The organism is Streptomyces sp. NPDC039480, from assembly GCF_055597165.1.
On sequence record NZ_JBVITX010000005.1, the window covers coordinates 559,298 to 576,941 of the forward strand.

Annotated in this window: 14 protein-coding genes; 10 read left to right on the forward strand and 4 right to left on the reverse strand. The window is 72.6% G+C overall.

Going from position 1 to position 17,644, the window contains the following annotated elements:
• Positions 1–65: 65 nt before the first annotated feature.
• The 3 genes from ACZ56E_RS19455 to ACZ56E_RS19465 all read left to right on the forward strand — a co-directional run bounded on the left by ACZ56E_RS19455 (position 66) and on the right by ACZ56E_RS19465 (position 2,238).
• On the forward strand, positions 66–614 hold the full coding sequence (locus tag ACZ56E_RS19455; protein WP_471215607.1) for an SAV_6107 family HEPN domain-containing protein: 549 nt from the start codon (positions 66–68) through the stop codon (positions 612–614).
• A gap of 98 nt (positions 615–712) precedes the next feature.
• Entirely contained in the window at positions 713–1,549 is an 837-nt protein-coding gene (locus ACZ56E_RS19460; RefSeq protein WP_468609920.1) for a methyltransferase, read from the forward strand.
• 275 nt (positions 1,550–1,824) lie between these two features.
• Complete coding sequence (locus tag ACZ56E_RS19465; RefSeq protein WP_398307182.1) at positions 1,825–2,238, forward strand: DUF3040 domain-containing protein; 414 nt, start codon at positions 1,825–1,827, stop codon at positions 2,236–2,238.
• 164 nt (positions 2,239–2,402) lie between these two features.
• Here the strand turns inward: ACZ56E_RS19465 and ACZ56E_RS19470 are convergent, their stop codons facing one another.
• The 4 genes from ACZ56E_RS19470 to ACZ56E_RS19485 form a co-directional block, all read right to left on the reverse strand.
• Positions 2,403–4,829: a transglutaminase TgpA family protein gene (locus ACZ56E_RS19470; protein WP_471215609.1), complete on the reverse strand. Its 2,427-nt coding sequence runs from the start codon at positions 4,827–4,829 to the stop codon at positions 2,403–2,405.
• A gap of 73 nt (positions 4,830–4,902) precedes the next feature.
• Positions 4,903–6,270: a DUF58 domain-containing protein gene (locus ACZ56E_RS19475; protein WP_471215611.1), complete on the reverse strand. Its 1,368-nt coding sequence runs from the start codon at positions 6,268–6,270 to the stop codon at positions 4,903–4,905.
• Positions 6,270–7,292 (reverse strand): AAA family ATPase, encoded by a 1,023-nt coding sequence (locus ACZ56E_RS19480; RefSeq protein ID WP_398307187.1) that lies wholly within the window; start codon positions 7,290–7,292, stop codon positions 6,270–6,272. Before ACZ56E_RS19480 ends, ACZ56E_RS19475 begins: the two co-directional genes overlap by 1 nt.
• Positions 7,293–7,512: 220 nt before the next feature.
• Entirely contained in the window at positions 7,513–8,070 is a 558-nt protein-coding gene (locus tag ACZ56E_RS19485; protein ID WP_471215613.1) for a beta-class carbonic anhydrase, read from the reverse strand.
• A 419-nt stretch (positions 8,071–8,489) separates the two neighbouring features.
• On the opposite strand from ACZ56E_RS19485, the gene rsmH reads away from it, so the two are divergent.
• From rsmH to murD, 7 genes are all read left to right on the forward strand, one after another.
• Positions 8,490–9,449 (forward strand): 16S rRNA (cytosine(1402)-N(4))-methyltransferase RsmH, encoded by a 960-nt coding sequence (gene rsmH, locus ACZ56E_RS19490; RefSeq protein WP_471215615.1) that lies wholly within the window; start codon positions 8,490–8,492, stop codon positions 9,447–9,449.
• A 64-nt stretch (positions 9,450–9,513) separates the two neighbouring features.
• Positions 9,514–10,077, forward strand: a complete 564-nt coding sequence (ftsL, locus tag ACZ56E_RS19495; RefSeq protein ID WP_471215617.1) for a cell division protein FtsL — start codon at positions 9,514–9,516, stop codon at positions 10,075–10,077.
• Positions 10,078–10,082: 5 nt separating this feature from the next.
• Positions 10,083–12,047, forward strand: a complete 1,965-nt coding sequence (locus ACZ56E_RS19500) for a peptidoglycan D,D-transpeptidase FtsI family protein (protein ID WP_471215619.1) — start codon at positions 10,083–10,085, stop codon at positions 12,045–12,047.
• A 19-nt stretch (positions 12,048–12,066) separates the two neighbouring features.
• A complete protein-coding gene (locus ACZ56E_RS19505) occupies positions 12,067–13,719 on the forward strand; it encodes a UDP-N-acetylmuramoyl-L-alanyl-D-glutamate--2,6-diaminopimelate ligase (RefSeq protein ID WP_471215621.1) in 1,653 nt (550 codons plus the stop codon).
• Positions 13,720–13,723: 4 nt separating this feature from the next.
• Positions 13,724–15,139, forward strand: coding sequence for a UDP-N-acetylmuramoyl-tripeptide--D-alanyl-D-alanine ligase (locus tag ACZ56E_RS19510; RefSeq protein ID WP_471215623.1), 1,416 nt, complete (start codon positions 13,724–13,726; stop codon positions 15,137–15,139).
• Positions 15,136–16,206 carry a phospho-N-acetylmuramoyl-pentapeptide-transferase gene (mraY, locus tag ACZ56E_RS19515; RefSeq protein ID WP_125512299.1) on the forward strand — a complete coding sequence of 357 codons (1,071 nt, stop codon included), beginning with the start codon at positions 15,136–15,138 and terminating at the stop codon, positions 16,204–16,206. The genes ACZ56E_RS19510 and mraY overlap by 4 nt, the downstream gene beginning before the upstream one ends.
• Positions 16,188–17,627, forward strand: coding sequence for a UDP-N-acetylmuramoyl-L-alanine--D-glutamate ligase (gene murD, locus ACZ56E_RS19520; RefSeq protein ID WP_471215625.1), 1,440 nt, complete (start codon positions 16,188–16,190; stop codon positions 17,625–17,627). The genes mraY and murD overlap by 19 nt, the downstream gene beginning before the upstream one ends.
• The last annotated feature ends 17 nt before the right edge of the window (positions 17,628–17,644 follow it).

A 17,644-nucleotide genomic window follows, 5' to 3' on the forward strand; every position in this document is an offset into this window, starting at 1 on the left:
AGTGGCGTACCCCACGATGGGCACATACGGCCACTGCGCCGTCACACGACGACAGGAGGTTCGTCATGGCCAGCACTTCCGCAGCAGCCGCCCGCCGGCACCGCGCCGTCGGCCCTGCTCCCTCACTGACCGGCCCGGCGAGCGATGTCCACCCCGTCCTGCGCCGCGCGACCGCCCCGCCCGCCGCTCTCGAACTGCTCGCCCAGGCCCGCGCCGGAATCGACGAGGCCACCCGCCTCGACGCCCCGCACGAGCGCTATGCCACCGCCCACCTCGCCGCCCTGCGCACCGCCGCCGCCGTCCTCGCCGCGCGCGGCCGCCCCGAGCCGACACCGCGCCGCAGGCAGCGCATCCGCAGCGCCTGGGAAGTCCTCCCCGAAATAGCTCCCGAACTCACCGAGTGGAGCGCCCTGTTCGCCTCCGGCGCCGCCAAGCGGGCCCGCGCCGAGGCCGGCATAGCGGCCGCCGCCACCGCCCGCGACGCCGACGACCTGCTCCGCGACGTCGCGATGTTCCTGCGCCTCGTCGAGCGGATGCTCGTGCTCCAGCCCGTGCTGCCCCAGCCCCGGCAGGAGCCGCAGGACGCGGGCCGGGAGCCGCCGGACGCGGGCTGACCGGCGGCTCCCGGGCCCCGGGAGGCATGGCCGGGGCACGGTTCCGCAGGCAATAGGGTGGAGTCGTTCGCACCCCACGCGCCGAGGAGTCAACTGCCGTGTCGGACCCGATGCGCCCGCCCGTCTCCCACCACCACGCTGAACAGGCGTCGCTGCGCTCCGACCCCCCTCGTCCGCGCGCTTCTCTTCGCACAGCGGTGGTCTGGGACGTCCTGAAGGACGCCCTCGACCGCCGCGTCAAGGTCACCGGCCGGGAGTCCCGCACCGAACTGGACGTGCTCGACACCGGCGGCGGCAGCGGCAACTTCGCGGTGCCGGTCGCCCGCCTGGGTCACCGCGTCACTGTCGTCGACCCCAGTCCGAACGCCCTGTTCGCGCTGGAGCGCCGGGCCGCCGAGGCCGGCGTCGCCGACCGTGTGCGCGGCGTCCAGGGCGATGTGCTCGGCCTCTTCGACGTCGTCGAGCGCGGCGGCTTCGACGCGGTCCTGTGCCACGGCGTCCTGGAGTACGTGGACGACCCCGCCGAGGGCGTGCGCCTCGCCGTGGACGCGCTGCGCCCCGCCGGCATCCTCAGCCTGCTCGGCGCGGGCCTCGGCGGCGCCGTGCTCGCGCGGGCCCTCGCCGGGCACTTCACGGAGGCGCAGACCGCGCTCACCGACCCGGCGGGCCGCTGGGGCGCGGGCGACCCCGTGCCGCGGCGCTTCACCGCCGAGCAGCTCACCGGGCTCGTCGAGGCCGCGGGCGTGCGCGTTGACGCGGTGCACGGCGTCCGGGTCTTCGCCGACCTGGTCCCCGGCGTCCTCGTCGACACCGAGCCGGGCGCCCTGGACGCCCTCCTCAAGCTGGAGGCCGCCGCCGCGGAGCTGCCCGCCTTCCACGCCGTGGCCACCCAGCTGCACGTGCTCGGCGAGGCGCGGGACGCGACCGGCACCTGAGGCGCTCCGGCGGCTGACCGGCTGATCAGGGCCGCAGCCGCACATGGAGTACGCCACAGGCCCCCCGAACGGGCTACGGGCGCCGTATGATCGAGGGACACCGTTCTGCATGAGGGTTCGGCCGCTGGGGAATGCACGCTTCAGCGAGCCGGATCGGTGTGAAGGTCCGGTTTGGCGAAGTTGGCGCAGAGGGGCGGGTTTCACGGGGGCGATTCCCTGCCTATCCTGAAGGGGACCCCCGGTCGCCCCGGCGACTGCACGATGAGGAGGACTCCGTGCCGCTCTCGGAGCACGAGCAGCGCATGCTCGAGCAGATGGAGCGAGCGCTGTACGCCGAAGATCCCAAGTTCGCGACAGCGCTTGAGGGAAGCGGGCTGCGTACGTACACCCGGAAGCGGGTCTACCAAGCGGTCGCGGGCTTCCTGGTGGGTATCGCCCTTCTCATGGCCGGAATGGTCGCCCAGCAGATCTGGATCAGCGTGGTGGGGTTCCTCGTCATGCTGGGCTGCGCGGTGCTCGCCGTCACCGGTTGGCGCAAAGCGCCGAAGCCGGGCGAACAACCTTCGGGTACGGCCGCCGCGCCGGGCGGGGCCGCGGCCCCACGGCAGGCGAGGCAGCGCCGCTCCGTGATGGACCGCATCGAGCAGCGGTGGCAGCGCCGCCGCGACGAACAGCAGGGCGGTCAGTGAGCGAAGCCGCTCAGAGCTGACCGAGCAGACTTGCAGCAATGTGTGAGGGGTGACCGCCCGGTGGGGCGGTCACCCCTCACACATGTGTGCGCACCCGCTGACGAGGCTCCCCGGGGCGAAGCGGAGGCACCGCCACCGGCCGCGCCCCCGTCCCCGCCCCGCGCTCAGCCCTGCTGACCGGCCCGCCGCGGCAGCTTCCGCGCGACCGCCGCCCACCGCTCGGCGGCCCGCTCCCGCCAGCGCGCGCCGAACGCCGTCCACCGGTCCGAGACCGCCCACACCACCCGGGCGGCCGAACGCGGCGCGAGCGTCACGCGCAGCCGGGTGGCCCGGCCCACCGAGACGTTCAAACCGTCCCGGACCCGCCGGACGTCCTCGGCCAGTCCGGTTGCGGGCTGCGGGCGCGGGGCGTAGAGCACCTGTTCCACCGCGGCCGCCACCCGCTGGACGGCCTCCGCGGGACCCGCGGTCAGCTGACCGACACGGACGATGCGTGCCGCCGCCTTCCGGGGAGTCAGCGACTCGTCCGGGGCGATGCCGTGGTCCCAGGCCGTATCGGTCACTTCGAGCCAGGCCGCCAGCGTCCGCGCCGCCGCCTCCGCCTCGGTGCGGCCGCCGGCTCCCAGCCGGACCGCCCGCGTCCGGGTCCGCCACAGCAGGGGCAGCAGCGGCACCCCGAGGACGAGCAGCGCCGCCAGACCGATGCCCACGATCATCCCGAGGGGCGGTCCTTCACCGCCCGACCCGGCCGCGACCTGCGGGGCAGCGCTTGAGCAGCCGCCCTGCTTCTTCATGTCGGGCGGGCAGGTGTCCGACGCGGAAGGCGCCGTGGACGGCTCGGCGGACTCGGTGGGCTCCGGGGAGTCCGGGTCGCCGGCGTCGCCCGAAGGGACGTCCGAGCGGGTGTACTCGGGCACCGTGCCCCGGCTCGGTGTCGGCTCGAAACGGGTCCAGCCCACGCCCTCGAAGTACAGCTCGGGCCAGGCGTGCGCGTCCCGCAGCCCGACCGACATCGAACCGTCCCCCCGCGCGGTGCCCGGCGTGAAGCCCACCGCGACCCGCGCCGGGATCCCCAGGGTCCGCGCCATGGAGGCCATCGCGAAGGAGAAGTGGACGCAGAACCCTTCCTTCTGCTTCAGGAACCGCTCGATCGCGGAGGGACCACTGCCCGCCCGCACCTGGGTGTTGTACGTGAACCCGCCGTCCGATGCGAAGTAGTCCTGGAGCTTGACCGCCTGCTCGTACGGATTCGCGGCGCCCTTGGTGACCTGCCGGGCCCGGGCGCCGACCATCGCGGGAAGCGACTCCGGCACCTCGGTGAACTCGCGCCGCAAGCCGTCCGGCGGCGCCGGCGCCGCGGCCAGCTGCTCGGCCGTGGGCTCCACGACCAGGCTCTTGACCTGGTACCGAGCGCCCCGTGTGGTCTGGCCCCGGTCGCCGACGAGGGCGCGGCCCACCGGCTCGAACCGCCAGCGGCCGCCGATCTCGACCTGGCTGGCGGGGAAGGGCATGGGCAGCCAGTTCTGCGCGTAGCTGTCGGCGGCCGAGAGGTTCGTCTGGATCTCGGTCCTGCGGACGTCCGGGCGCAGGCCGACGGGGTCGGGCAGCGGCGACGGCACGTCCTGGATGCGCCGGACGGTGGTCTTCCACGTCGTGCCGTCGAACTGGTCGAGCGAGACGATGCGCAGATACATGTCGTCGGTCGACTCGGCGTTCGTACGGTACGAGAGGACCTCGCGGTCCTCCGGCTGGTTCAGGCTGTCCTGGAGCGCGACCAGCGGGTTCACAGCCGAGATCGTGCCGCCGCCGCCCGAGCCGCCGCCCCCCGGACCGTTGGAGCCGTCCAGCAGCCCGCCGTCCAGGGCGGGCAGCGCGAGCGGCACCACCAGGGCGATGCCCAGGGCCACGGCCCCGATGCGCCGTCCCGTGCGGACCGGGGCGAGCGCCCCGCTGTTGCTCTCCAGACCCCCGGAGACCCGGCCCGGCGCGCGCGCCGCGCCGCCGAACACCCGGCCCCACTGCGAGAGCCGGTCCCGGCCCTCCGCCAGGAGCAGCAGCAGATAACCCGCCGCCGCCAGCAGGAACCACAGCCATCCGGCGCCGCCGTCGGAGAGCCCCGCCGCGACCGAGTACAGGGCGAGCAGCGGAAGCCCGGCGGGGGCCGCGGTGCGGAACGTCACCGCGAGCGCGTCCACCGCGAGGCCGATCACCAGGACACCGCCGACCAGCATCAGCCGTATGCCGTCGCTGAGCGGCGCCGGGATCATGTACTTGCTGACGTCGTTGCCCCCGGCCTCCAGGAGCAGACCGAACCGCTGGAACACCTCGGGTCCCGGCACGATCCCCGCGAGGGCCTGTTCGCGGGCGAAGACCAGCGTCAGCAGGAACAGCGACACCAGCGCCTGCACCGCCACGGTCAGCGGCCTGGCCAGCGGCACCCGCCGGGCCAGCGCGCCCACCCCGCTCTGCAGCACGAGCAGGATCACCGCCTGCAGGAACCACGTCGCCGGGTCGACCAGCGGCAGCAGCGAGCCCGACGCCATCAGGGTGGCCGCGGTGGCGCACACCGCGAGCCGCGCGCGCCCGCTCATGACCGTCCCCCCACTGTCCTACGTCCCCCCGCTGTCGTACGCCCCCGGCCGCCTGTCGTTCGTCCCCGGCCGCTCATGCCCATCCCCCGGTCGTCGTGCCCGCCGCGGGCGCGGGGCCCGCGCTCGTGCGGGCGTGGTCCGCCTGCCGCCACAGGTCCGCGAGATCCGCGCCCGGCGGCACGGCGAGGGCCGTCCAGCCCGCCTCCCTGAGCATCCGCACGCGCGCGTCACCGGCCTCGGACGGCGGGGCGCCCTGGCCCTGCGCCCAGGCCGCGCTGTCCAGCACGAAGGCGACCGCGGCGCCGCTGCGCTGGCGCATCTTGGCGACCACCGCAGCCTGCTCCTCCGCCAGGTCGCCGAGGAAGGCGACGAGAAGGCCTTCGTTCCCCCCGCGGAGCACGTCGTAGGCCCGGGAGAGTCCGGCGCCGTCCGAGTGGTCGATCACCGCGAGGGTGTCCATCATCAGTCCGGCCGCGTCCGCCGACTCCTGGCCGGAGCCCGCGAAGCCGTCCGAGCCCTCGCCCGGCACCGAGGTGCCCGCGTCGGTCAACAGACGCACCGAGAAGCCCCGTTCGAGCATGTGCACCAGGGCGGACGCCGTGCCCGCCACCGCCCACTCGAAGGCCGAGTCGGGGCCCGCGCCCCGGAAGCCGACGCCCCGGGTGTCCAGGAGCACCGTGCAGCGGGCCCGCTGCGGCTGCTCCTCGCGGCGCACCATCAGCTCGCCGTAGCGCGCGGTGGAGCGCCAGTGCACCCGGCGCAGGTCGTCGCCGTGCCGGTACCCGCGCGGGATGACGTCGTCCTCGCCGGCCAGCGCCAGCGAGCGGTTCCGCCCGTCGCCGTACCCCTTCGCCTCACCGGTGAGCCGCACCGGTGGCAGGGCCGTCACGCGCGGGATGACCGTCAGCATGTCGTACGTCGAGAAGGAGCGCGTCAGCTCGCACATCCCGAAGGGGTCCGTCAGACGCAGTTGCAGGGGGCCCAGCGGATAGCGGCCGCGCAGGTCGGAGCGGACGCGGTAGGACACCTCGCGCCGCCCGCCCGCCTCGACGCGGTCGAGCACGAAGCGGGGCCGCGGCCCGAGCACGTACGGCACCCGGTCCTGGAGCATGAGGAGGCCGGTGGGCAGCCGCGAGACGTTGTCCATCCGCAGGTGGACGCGGGCCTCCGAACCGGCGGGCACGCGCGCGGGGGAGAGCCTGCGGCTGCCCGCGACGCGGTAGCGGGTGCGGAACAGGACGGTCGCGCACACCAGCGGCAGCACGGCGAGCAGCAGTCCGACGCGCAGCAGGTCGCTCTGGCCGAGGACGTAGGCGCAGACGGCGGCGGCGACGCCGGCCGCGAGGAAGGAGCGGCCGCGGGTGGTCAGGCCCGCGAGGGCCGTGCGCACCCCGCCCTTCTCGTCCTCGGCGGGGCCCGCCGGGCTCCCCGCGAGGGTCATCACAGCCTCCGGGCGCCGGGCGGCTGCTGGTCGAAGTAGGCGCCGGTGCCCGGTGGTGTGGCGGCGGGCACCGGGGTGCGCTGCAGGATCTCCAGGACGACGGACTCGGCCGTACGGCGGTTCAGCTGGGCCTGGGCCGTGGGCAGCAGGCGGTGCGCGAGGACGGCGACGGCCAGTGCCTGCACGTCGTCCGGCAGGGCGAACTCGCGGCCGCTGAGCGCGGCGGAGGCCTTGGCGGCGCGCAGCAGGTGCAGCGTCGCGCGCGGGGACGCGCCGAGTCTGAGGTCCGGGTGGTTGCGGGTCGCGCCGACCAGGTCCACCGCGTACCGCCGGACGGGGTCGGCCACGTGGACCGTGCGGACGGCGTCGATGAGCTTCACGATGTCGTGCGCGTGCGCCACCGGCTGGAGGTCGTCCAGGGGCGAGACGCCGCCGTGGACGTCGAGCATCTGGAGCTCGGCCTCGGGCCCCGGATAGCCGATGGAGACGCGCGCCATGAAGCGGTCGCGCTGCGCCTCGGGCAGCGGGTAGGTCCCCTCCATCTCGACGGGGTTCTGCGTGGCCACCACCATGAACGGGCTGGGCAGTTCGTACGTCTGCCCGTCGATGGTGACCTGGCGCTCCTCCATGGACTCCAGGAGCGCGGACTGCGTCTTCGGAGACGCGCGGTTGATCTCGTCGCCGATCACGATCTGCGCGAAGATCGCGCCCGGCTTGAACTCGAAGTCCCTGCGCTGCTGGTCGAATATGGAGACGCCGGTGATGTCCGACGGCAGCAGATCCGGTGTGAACTGGATCCTCCGCACGGAGCAGTCGATGGACCGCGCCAGTGCCTTGGCGAGCATGGTCTTGCCCACGCCCGGCACATCCTCGATGAGCAGGTGCCCCTCCGCCAGGAGCACAGTCAGCGAAAGCCGTACGACCTCTGGCTTGCCCTCGATCACACCCTCCACCGACCTGCGGACACGCTCCGCTGTCGTGGTCAGATCTGTGAGGCTCGCTCGATCGTCATAGGTCGTCACCCGGCCCTCCTCGGCCCTTCCCCGCGCTCCCAAGGAGCAGGGGATACCCCAGTCGGGCCGCCACTCGAGCGTGCGACCCGGTACACCCCGAATTCACGGGCGCCACACATGAATGGTTCAGCGTGACGCCACCCCCGCATTGTTGTTGGGCATACCGGGTCGTGTCACTCGCCTGTGGATAACTGGCGCCGATTTGTCGGGTCCTACGACACTTTGTCCGTCACGCGGGGTGGATCTCCCGCAGCAGACCCGTCTTCACGTCGAAGACGAAGCCCCGGATGTCGTCGGTGTGCAGCAGGAACGGCGAGGTCCGCACCCGCTCCATCGACTGTCGCACGTCCTGGTCGACGTCGCGGAAGGACTCCACCGCCCACGTCGGCCGCTGGCCGACCTCGTTCTCCAGGTCCTGGCGGAACTCCTCGGTGAGGGTCTCCAGACCGCAGCCGGTGTGGTGGATGAGGACCACGCTGCGGGTGCCCAGCGCGCGCTGGCTGATGGTCAGGGAGCGGACGACGTCGTCGGTGACCACACCGCCCGCGTTGCGGATGGTGTGGCAGTCGCCCAGTTCGAGGCCGAGCGCCTCGTGCAGGTCGAGACGGGCGTCCATGCACGCGACGACGGCGACGCGCAGGACGGGCCGGGCGTCCATGCCGGGGTCGGTGAACTCCGAGGCGTATTTCGCGTTCGCGTCCACGAGGCGGTCGGTGACCGTCCCTGCGGCTATGTCGCCGAGGGGCTCGACGGGCGTGTTTTCCGGGGAGGCTGCGGAAGTCGACATGGCTAAGACGTTAATGCGCGTTGATCGTCCGGGCCCGCTGTGAGGAGGGACAAAGAACGTCAAAGACTCTTGTTGTGAGCTAACCCACAGGTCGCCCGGGGTGCGGCCGAACGGGTGAGCGTGCCGGACCCGCACACCTGTCGGGGCCGGTCCGCGACGCGCAGGCCGGTTGATTGACCGGGAGACACGGTGGACTAAAGTGACGCGAAGCGGGAGACGTGACCTGCTCCCTGCTGGACCGCACATCCCGGGGATTCCCAGAATCCCCCCACGTGCGCGGCGCGTACGTACGGCTCGGCCTCCTCCCGCTCCCGGTCGGCTGACGCCACTTCCCCGGCGCCAGCAGTCCATTCCCCTTCACGGAGCGGGTGGGGACCCGGCGGTGCGTGCGCACGCCGCGCCGGACCTGAGAGGGCCCCTTGAGCGACAACAGCCGACACGTCCCGGTGATGCTCCAGCGGTGCCTGGACATGTTGGCCCCCGCGCTCGCCGAGCCGGGCGCCGTCGTCGTCGACTGCACCCTCGGACTCGGCGGCCACAGCGAGGCCCTCCTCGCCACCTTCCCGGCCGCCCGCCTCGTCGCCCTGGACCGCGACAAGGAAGCGCTGCGCCTGTCCGGCGAGCGGCTCGCCCCCTACGGCGACCGGGCCACCCTGGTGCACGCGGTCTACGACGAACTCCCCGACGTGCTCGACCGCCTCGGCATCCCCCGCGTCCAGGGCGTCCTCTTCGACCTCGGCGTCTCCTCCATGCAGCTCGACGAGGCCGACCGCGGCTTCGCGTACGCCCAGGACGCCCCCCTCGACATGCGCATGGACCAGACGACCGGCATCAGCGCCGCCGAGGTCCTCAACACGTACGCACCGGGCGAACTGGTGCGGATCCTGCGCCAGTACGGCGAGGAGAAGCAGGCCAAGCGCATCGTGAGCGCCGTCGTCCGCGAGCGCGAGAAGGAGCCGTTCAGCAACAGCGCGCGGCTCGTCGAGCTCATCCGCGACTCGCTGCCGCAGGCCGCCAAGCGCACCGGCGGCAACCCCGCCAAGCGCACCTTCCAGGCCCTGCGCATCGAGGTCAACGGCGAGCTGAGCGTCCTGGAGCGGGCCATTCCGGCCGCGGTGCGGGCGCTCGCCGTCGGCGGCCGGATCGCCGTCCTCTCGTACCACTCGCTGGAGGACCGCCTGGTCAAGCAGGTGTTCGCGGCCGGCGCCGCGAACACCGCACCGCCCGGCCTGCCCATCGTCCCCGAGCGCTACCAGCCGCGGCTCAAGCTTCTGACACGCGGCGCCGAACTCCCCACAGAGGAAGAGGTCGCCGAGAACCGCAGGGCGGCCCCGGCCCGGCTGCGGGGCGCGCAGCGCGTACGCGAAGACGTCGGCTGAGCAGCACCCGCCGATCAGAGTCAGCTGATCACAGCCCGCTGATCAGAGTCCGCGAGGAGGCTCCATGAGCAAGAAGCCCGAGTTGCGGGGGAGGGCCGCCCGCCTCGCACGGCTGCTGCCGCAGGGCCCGAACCAGGCCGCGCGCACGCCCTTCGTCCTCCTGGTCGTCGTGCTCCTCGGCGGCGGCCTGATCGTGCTGCTCATCCTGAACTCCTCCCTCAACGAAGGCTCGTTCCAGCTGAGCGAGCTGAAGAAGGAGACCAAGGAGCTCACCGAGGAGGAGCAGGAGCTCCAGCGCGACGTGGACGGCTACGCCGCGCCCGACGCACTCCAGCGCCGCGCCCGCGAGCTCGGCATGGTCCCCGGCGGCGACCCGGCCTTCCTGGACCCCGACGGAACCGTGCGCGGCGTGCCGGGCGCCGCGGCCCGCCCCTCGTCGCCGGCGTACCCCGCGCCGCGCCCGCAGGAGGTCGCGTCCCCCGCGGCGTCCGTCTCGATCCCGGTCGCACCCCCCGTGCCGCCCCCGGCCCCGGACGCCACGGCCTCCGTCCCGCCGCCGCCCGCCCCCACCCCCGCCGCCCAGGCGCCCGCGCAGCCCGGCCTCCCCACGACGACCTCCGGCAGGTGACGCAAGTGCCCGACAGGGAACCCCCGCGGCGCCGGGTGCCACGACCCGCGAAGCCCGTCCGACCCGCCAGGCCCGGCGCCCCGCGCCGCCCCGCGCCGGGCGGCCGCCCCGGATCCCGCAGGCCCGCCGCCCAGGGCAAGGCCAAGGCCCGCACCATCCGCCTTGGCAGCCCCAGGCCGCGCCTGCGCATGGTCAGCCTCGGCCTGACGCTGGTGATGCTCGCCTTCGTCGTACGGCTGCTGCAGGTGCAGGCCGTCGACGCCAGCGCGTACGCCGCCAAGGCCGAGAAGAACCGCTACTTCACCCACACCCTGGCCGCCGAGCGCGGGCGCATCACCGACCGCGCCGGCGTCGAACTGGCCGCCAGCGTGGACGCGTACGACATCACGGCGGACCCCACGCTGTTCACGCCGAAGGAGATGAAGACCGACGACGCGCCCGAGCAGGCGGCCGCGCTGCTGGCCCCGATCCTCGACAAGGACGTCGCCGAGCTCACCGAGAAGCTCAAGACCCCCAAGACGCGTTACGTCCTGCTCGCGCGCCGCCAGAGCCCCCAGGTCTGGAAGCAGATCAAGGACCTGCGCGGCGCGCTCGCCGAGAAGGCGGGCACCGACCCGGCCTCGCCGAACGTGCTGGCCGGCGTCCTCGCCGACCCGAGCAGCAAGCGGGTCTATCCGAACGACGACCTCGGCGCCGGGATACTGGGCTGGGTCAACTCCGACGGCAAGGGCGCGGGCGGCCTGGAGGCACAGCTCGACAAGCAGCTGGCCGGCGAGGACGGCAAGGTCCGCTACGCCCAGTCCGGCGGCCGTCAGGTGCCGACCGCGGGCTCCACGGAGACACCCGCCGTGCCCGGCTCCGACGTCGAGCTCACCATCGACCGCGACATCCAGTGGGCCGCGCAGAACGCCATCAGCGAGCAGGTCAGGAAGTCCAGGGCCGACCGCGGCTACGTGATAGTGCAGGACACGCAGACCGGCGAGGTCCTCGCGATGGCCAACGCCCCCGGCTTCGACCCGAACGACCTCTCGCAGGCCGACGGCGCCGCCCTCGGCAACGCCGCGCTCCAGGACGCCTTCGAGCCCGGCTCCACCGCCAAGGTCATGTCGATGGCCGCCGTCCTGGAGGAGAACGCCGCCACGCCCGGCACCCATGTGACGGTGCCCAACCGGCTGCACCGCGGCGACCGCCTCTTCCAGGACGACATCGACCACCCCACCTGGCACCTCACGCTCAACGGAGTGCTCGCCAAGTCGTCCAACATCGGCACGATCCTCGCCACCGGAGAGCTCGGCAGGACGCAGAAGGAGGCCAACCGGGTCCTCTACTCGTACCTGCGGAAGTTCGGCCTCGGCAAGGAGACCGGGCTCGGCTTCCCCGGCGAGACCTCCGGCATCCTCGCGCCCGCCGACAAGTGGTCCACCTCGCAGCAGTTCACGATCCCCTTCGGCCAGGGCGTCTCGATCAACGCCATGCAGGCCGCCTCGGTCTACTCGACCATCGCCAACGGCGGCGTACGCGTCGAACCCACCCTGGTGCGCGGCACCAAGGGCCCCGACGGCCGCTTCACGCCCGCGCCGAAGCCCAAGAAGACCCGGGTCGTGAGTGAGAAGACGGCGAAGACCGTCTCGCAGATGCTCGAATCCGTCGTCGACGACGAAGAGGGCACCGGCACCAAGGCCCGCATCCCCGGCTACCGCGTCGCGGGCAAGACAGGTACGGCCAACCGGGTCGACCCGGCGACCGGCCGCTACAAGGGCTACACCTCGTCGTTCGCCGGCTTCGCCCCCGCCGACAAGCCGCGCGTCACCGTCTACTGCGCGATCCAGAACGCCACCAAGGGAAGCTACTTCGGCGGCCAGATCTGCGGACCCATCTACAAGGAAGTCATGGAGTTCGCCCTCAAGACGCTCCAAGTACCGCCCACCGGAAGCGGCCCGGCCCGCCTTCCGGTGACCTTCAAGCCCTGAGACCCACCAGGAACAGCTCGTGACAACCATCACGCCAGGCTCGGGGAACCACCCCCCGGCACGCCCCTCACTTCGCTCCGACAGGGGTACGCCCGGTACGCTCACCGCCGTGCCACACGCTGATCAGTCCCAAACCACCCAGAAGGGCGCTCCCGTGACATATCCGGGACCGCCGCGGCCGGCCGAGGTCTCCCCGACCTCGCTGACGGAGCTCGCGGGCCAGCTGGGCGTCGCCGACCCGGGCAGTGCGCGGATCACGGGTATCACGCACGACTCGCGCGCCGTGCGGCCCGGCGACATCTACGCCGCGCTGCCCGGCGCCCGGATGCACGGCGCCGACTTCGTCGCGCAGGCCGCCGACCTCGGTGCCGCCGCGGTGCTCACCGACCCGACCGGCGCCGAACGCGCGACCGCGACCGGCCTGCCGGTCCTGGTCGTCGACGACCCGCGCGGCAGCATGGGCGAGCTGGCGGCGACGGTCTACGGCCACCCCGGCCGCGACCTGCTGCAGATCGGCATCACCGGCACGTCGGGCAAGACCACCACCGCGTACCTCATCGAGGGCGGCCTCAAGGGCGCCCGCTCGACCGGACTCATCGGCACGGTCGAGATGCGCATCGGCGACGAGCGCATCAAGTCGGAGCGCACCACCCCCGAAGCCACCGACCTCCAGGCGCTGTTCGCGGTGATGCGCGAGCGCGGCGTCGAGGCCGTCGCGATGGAGGTCTCCAGCCACGCGCTGGTGCTCGGGCGGGTGGACGGCTGCGTCTTCGACGTCGCCGTCTTCAACAACCTCAGCCCGGAGCACATGGAGTTCCACTCCGGCATGGAGGACTACTTCCAGGCCAAGGCGCAGCTGTTCACCAAGCGCCGCTCGCGCCTCGGAGTGGTCAACTTCGACGACGAGTACGGGCGCCGGCTCATCACCGAGTCGGAGGTGCCCGTCACCACCTTCTCCGCCGAGGGCCACCCGGACGCCGACTGGCGCGCCGAGGACGTCGAGGTCGGGCCGCTCGACTCGACGTTCGTCGCCGTCGGCCCCAAGGGCGAGCGGATCACCGCCAAGTCGCCGCTCGCGGGCCCCTTCAACGTCGCCAACACCCTCGCCGCGATCGTCTCGCTGGCCGTCGCGGGGATCGACCCGCAGCAGGCCGCCGACGGCATCGGCGCGGTGCCCGGCGTGCCGGGCCGCCTGGAGCGCGTCGACGCGGGCCAGCCCTACCTGGCCGTCGTCGACTACGCCCACAAGACGGACGCCGTCGAATCGGTCCTGCGCGCGCTGCGCAAGGTCACCGAGGGCAAGCTGCACATCGTGCTCGGCTGCGGCGGCGACCGGGACACGACCAAGCGGATGCCGATGGGCGCGGCCGCGGCCCGCCTCGCCGACACCGCCGTACTGACCTCCGACAACCCCCGTGGCGAGGACCCCCTCGCGATCCTCGCCACGATGCTCGCCGGCGCCGCGGAGGTCCCGGCCCACGAGCGCGGCGACGTCGCCGTGTTCGAGGACCGGGCCGCCGCCATCCGCGCGGCCGTCGTCCGCGCGCGGCCGGGTGACACCGTCCTCGTCGCGGGCAAGGGCCACGAGCAGGGACAGGACATCGCCGGGGTGGTGCGTCCCTTCGACGACCGCCAGGTACTTCGCGAAGCTATCCAGCAAACCCAGGGATGAAGTTGTGATCGCCCTCTCCCTCGCCGAGATCGCCACCGTCGTCGGCGGGCAGACGTACGACATACCGGATCCGGCCATCAAGGTCACCGGACCCGTCGTCCGGGACTCCCGTGAGGTGGAGCCCGGCAGCCTCTTCGTCGCCTTCGTCGGCGAGCGCGTCGACGGCCACGACTACGCGGCGGACGTCGTCGCGGCAGGCGCCGCGGCCGTCCTCGCCTCGCGGCGGGTCGGCGTGCCCGCCATCGTCGTGGACGACGTGCAGGCGGCGCTCGGCGCCCTCGCCCGGCACGTCGTGAAGCGGCTCGGCGCGACCCTCGTGGCGCTGACCGGATCCGTCGGCAAGACCAGCTCCAAGGACCTCCTCGCGCAGGTGCTCCGCCGCCACGCGCCCACGGTCTGGACGCCGGGCTCGCTGAACAACGAGATCGGTCTGCCGCTCACCGCGCTCAGCGCCACCGACGAGACGCGCTTCCTCGTGCTGGAGATGGGAGCGCGCGGAATCGGCCACATCCGGTACCTCGCCGAGCTCACCCCGCCGCGGATCGGCCTCGTCCTGAACGTCGGAACCGCCCACATCGGCGAGTTCGGCGGACGTGAGCAGATCGCACAAGCGAAGGGTGAGCTGGTCGAGTCGCTGCCCGCGGACGGCGCCGCGGTCCTCAACGCCGACGACCCCCTCGTCCGCGCGATGGCGTCGCGCACGAAGGCGCGCGTGATCCTCTTCGGAGAGGCCGAGGACGCCGACGTACGCGCGGAAAATGTCCGGCTCACAGAGAACGGACAGCCCGCTTTTACGCTGCACACACCCTCCGGGTGCAGCGACGTGACCTTGCGGCTGTACGGTGAGCACCACGTGTCGAACGCGCTTGCCGCGGCCGCCGTCGCCCATGAGCTGGGCATGTCCGTCGACGAGATCGCCCTCGCGCTCTCCGAGGCGGGCACGCTGTCCCGCTGGCGGATGGAGGTCACCGAGCGCCCGGACGGTGTGACGGTCGTCAACGACGCCTACAACGCGAACCCCGAGTCCATGCGAGCCGCCCTGCGCGCGCTCGCGGCCATGGGCAAGGGGCGCCGTACGTGGGCGGTGCTCGGTCACATGGCCGAGCTCGGGGACGAGGGTCTCGCCGAGCACGACGCGGTCGGACGACTTGCCGTCCGGCTCAACGTGAGCAAGCTCGTGGCAGTCGGGGGCAGGGAAGCGTCCTGGCTCCAACTGGGCGCATACAACGAGGGTTCGTGGGGTGAGGAGTCGGTGCACGTGTCCGACGCACAGGCGGCGATCGACCTGCTGCGCAATGAACTGCGCCCAGGTGACGTCGTGCTGGTGAAGGCGTCCAGATCGGTCGGTCTCGAGAAGGTCGCCACGGCGCTGCTCGACGACGCCGCGGTGTCTTCTGAGGGGCAGGTCTCCGGCCGATGAGGCAGATCCTCTTCGCGGGTGTGATCGGGCTCTTCCTGACCCTGGTCGGTACCCCGCTGCTGATCAAACTCCTGGCCCGCAAGGGCTACGGCCAGTTCATCCGGGACGACGGCCCGCGCGAGCACCACAGCAAGCGCGGTACGCCGACCATGGGTGGTATCGCCTTCATCCTGGCCACGCTCATCGCGTACTTCCTCACGAAGGTCATCACCGGCACGGAGACCACGCTCTCCGGCCTCCTGGTGCTCTTCCTGATGGCGGGCATGGGCCTCGTCGGCTTCCTCGACGACTACATCAAGATCGTCAAGCAGCGTTCGCTCGGTCTGCGCGCCAAGGCGAAGATGGCCGGCCAGCTGATCGTCGGCATCGGCTTCGCCGTGCTCGCGCTGAACTGGCCGGACAACCGGAACCAGACCCCGGCCTCCACCAAGCTGTCGTTCGTCACGGACTTCGGCTGGTCGATCGGCCCGGTCCTGTTCGTGGTCTGGGCGCTGTTCATGATCCTCGCGATGTCGAACGGCGTGAACCTCACCGACGGTCTCGACGGCCTCGCCACCGGCGCCTCCGTGATGGTCTTCGGCGCCTACACCTTCATCGGTGTCTGGCAGTACCAGGAGTCCTGCGCCAACGCGACGACGCTGACCAACCCGCAGGCGTGCTTCGAGGTCAGGGACCCGCTCGACCTCGCCGTGGTGGCCTCCGCGCTGATGGGCGCCTGCTTCGGCTTCCTGTGGTGGAACACCTCGCCCGCCAAGATCTTCATGGGCGACACCGGCTCGCTCGCCCTCGGCGGCGCGCTCGCCGGCCTCGCGATCTGCTCCCGCACGGAGCTCCTCCTCGCGCTGCTCGGCGGCCTCTTCGTCCTGATCACCATGTCGGTCGTCATCCAGGTCGGCTCGTTCCGTATGACCGGTAAGCGGGTCTTCCGGATGGCGCCGCTCCAGCACCACTTCGAACTCAAGGGGTGGTCCGAGGTCCTTGTGGTGGTCCGCTTCTGGATCATCCAGGGCATGTGCGTGATCGTCGGTCTCGGTCTCTTCTACGCGGGATGGGCAGCCGAAAAGTGACCTCTGTGTCCGAGTGGCAGGGCAGGAACATCACCGTCGCCGGCCTCGGCGTGAGCGGCGTCAGCGCCGCCCGCGCCCTGGCCGGCCTCGGCGCGACGGTGACCGTCGTGGACGGCGGCTCCGGAGAGGCACACCGGGAACGCGCCGCCTCTCTGGAGAGCGAGGGCATCTCCGTACGCCTGGGAGACGCCGAGAGCCTGCCGCCCGGCACGGACCTCGTCGTCACCTCGCCGGGCTGGAAGCCGTCGTCGCCGCTGTTCGCCGCGGCCGCCGAGGCGGGCGTGGACGTCATCGGCGACGTAGAGGTCGCCTGGCGCCTCCGCGGCCCCGAGGCGGCGCCCTGGCTGGCCGTCACGGGCACCAACGGCAAGACCACGACGACGCAGATGCTCGCCTCGATCCTGACGGCGGCGGGCCTGCACACGGCCGCTGTCGGCAACATCGGCACCCCGATCGTTGACGTGGTCCTCGAAGGCGACGACGCGTACGACGTGTTCGCCGTCGAGCTGTCCTCGTACCAGCTGCACTGGGCGCCCTCGCTGCGCGCCCACTCCGCGACGGTCCTCAACCTCGCGCCGGACCACCTGGACTGGCACGGCTCCATGGAGGCGTACGCCGCCGACAAGGGCCGCATCTACGAGGGCAACCGGATCGCCTGCGTCTACAACGTCGCGGACAAGGCCACCGAGGACCTCGTCCGCGAGGCCGACGTCGAAGAGGGCTGCCGCGCCATCGGTTTCACGCTGAACGCGCCCGCGCCCTCGCAACTGGGCGTCGTGGACGGCATCCTGGTCGACCGTGCCTTCGTGCCGGACCGCCAGAAGCAGGCCCAGGAGCTCGCCGAGGTCTCCGACGTCCAGCCGCCCGCGCCGCACAACATCGCCAACGCGCTGGCCGCGGCGGCCCTCGCGCGCGCCTTCGGCGTCGAGGCCACCGCCGTCCGCGACGGGCTGCGCGCCTTCCGCCCGGACGCCCACCGCATCGAACACGTCGCCGACGTCGAGGGCGTCGCGTACGTCGACGACTCCAAGGCCACCAACACCCACGCCACGCAGGCGTCGTTGGCGGCTTACGAGTCGATCGTCTGGATCGCGGGCGGGCTCGCCAAGGGCGCCACCTTCGACGAGCTCGTCGCGGGCGCCGCGAAGCGGCTGCGCGGTGCCGTCCTCATCGGCGCCGACCGCGGGCTGATCCGCGAAGCCCTCGCGCGACACGCCCCCGAGGTCCCGGTCGTCGACCTCGACCGGACCGACACTGGGGCGATGTCCGAGGCGGTACGGCGGGCGGCGGAGCTGGCTCAGCCGGGGGACACCGTGCTGATGGCTCCGGCCTGTGCGTCGATGGACATGTTCACCAACTACAACGAGCGTGGTGAAGCGTTCGCGGACGCCGTCCGCGAACTCGGTCCCACGCGCGCCTGACCGGGCTCTCTGTCCGG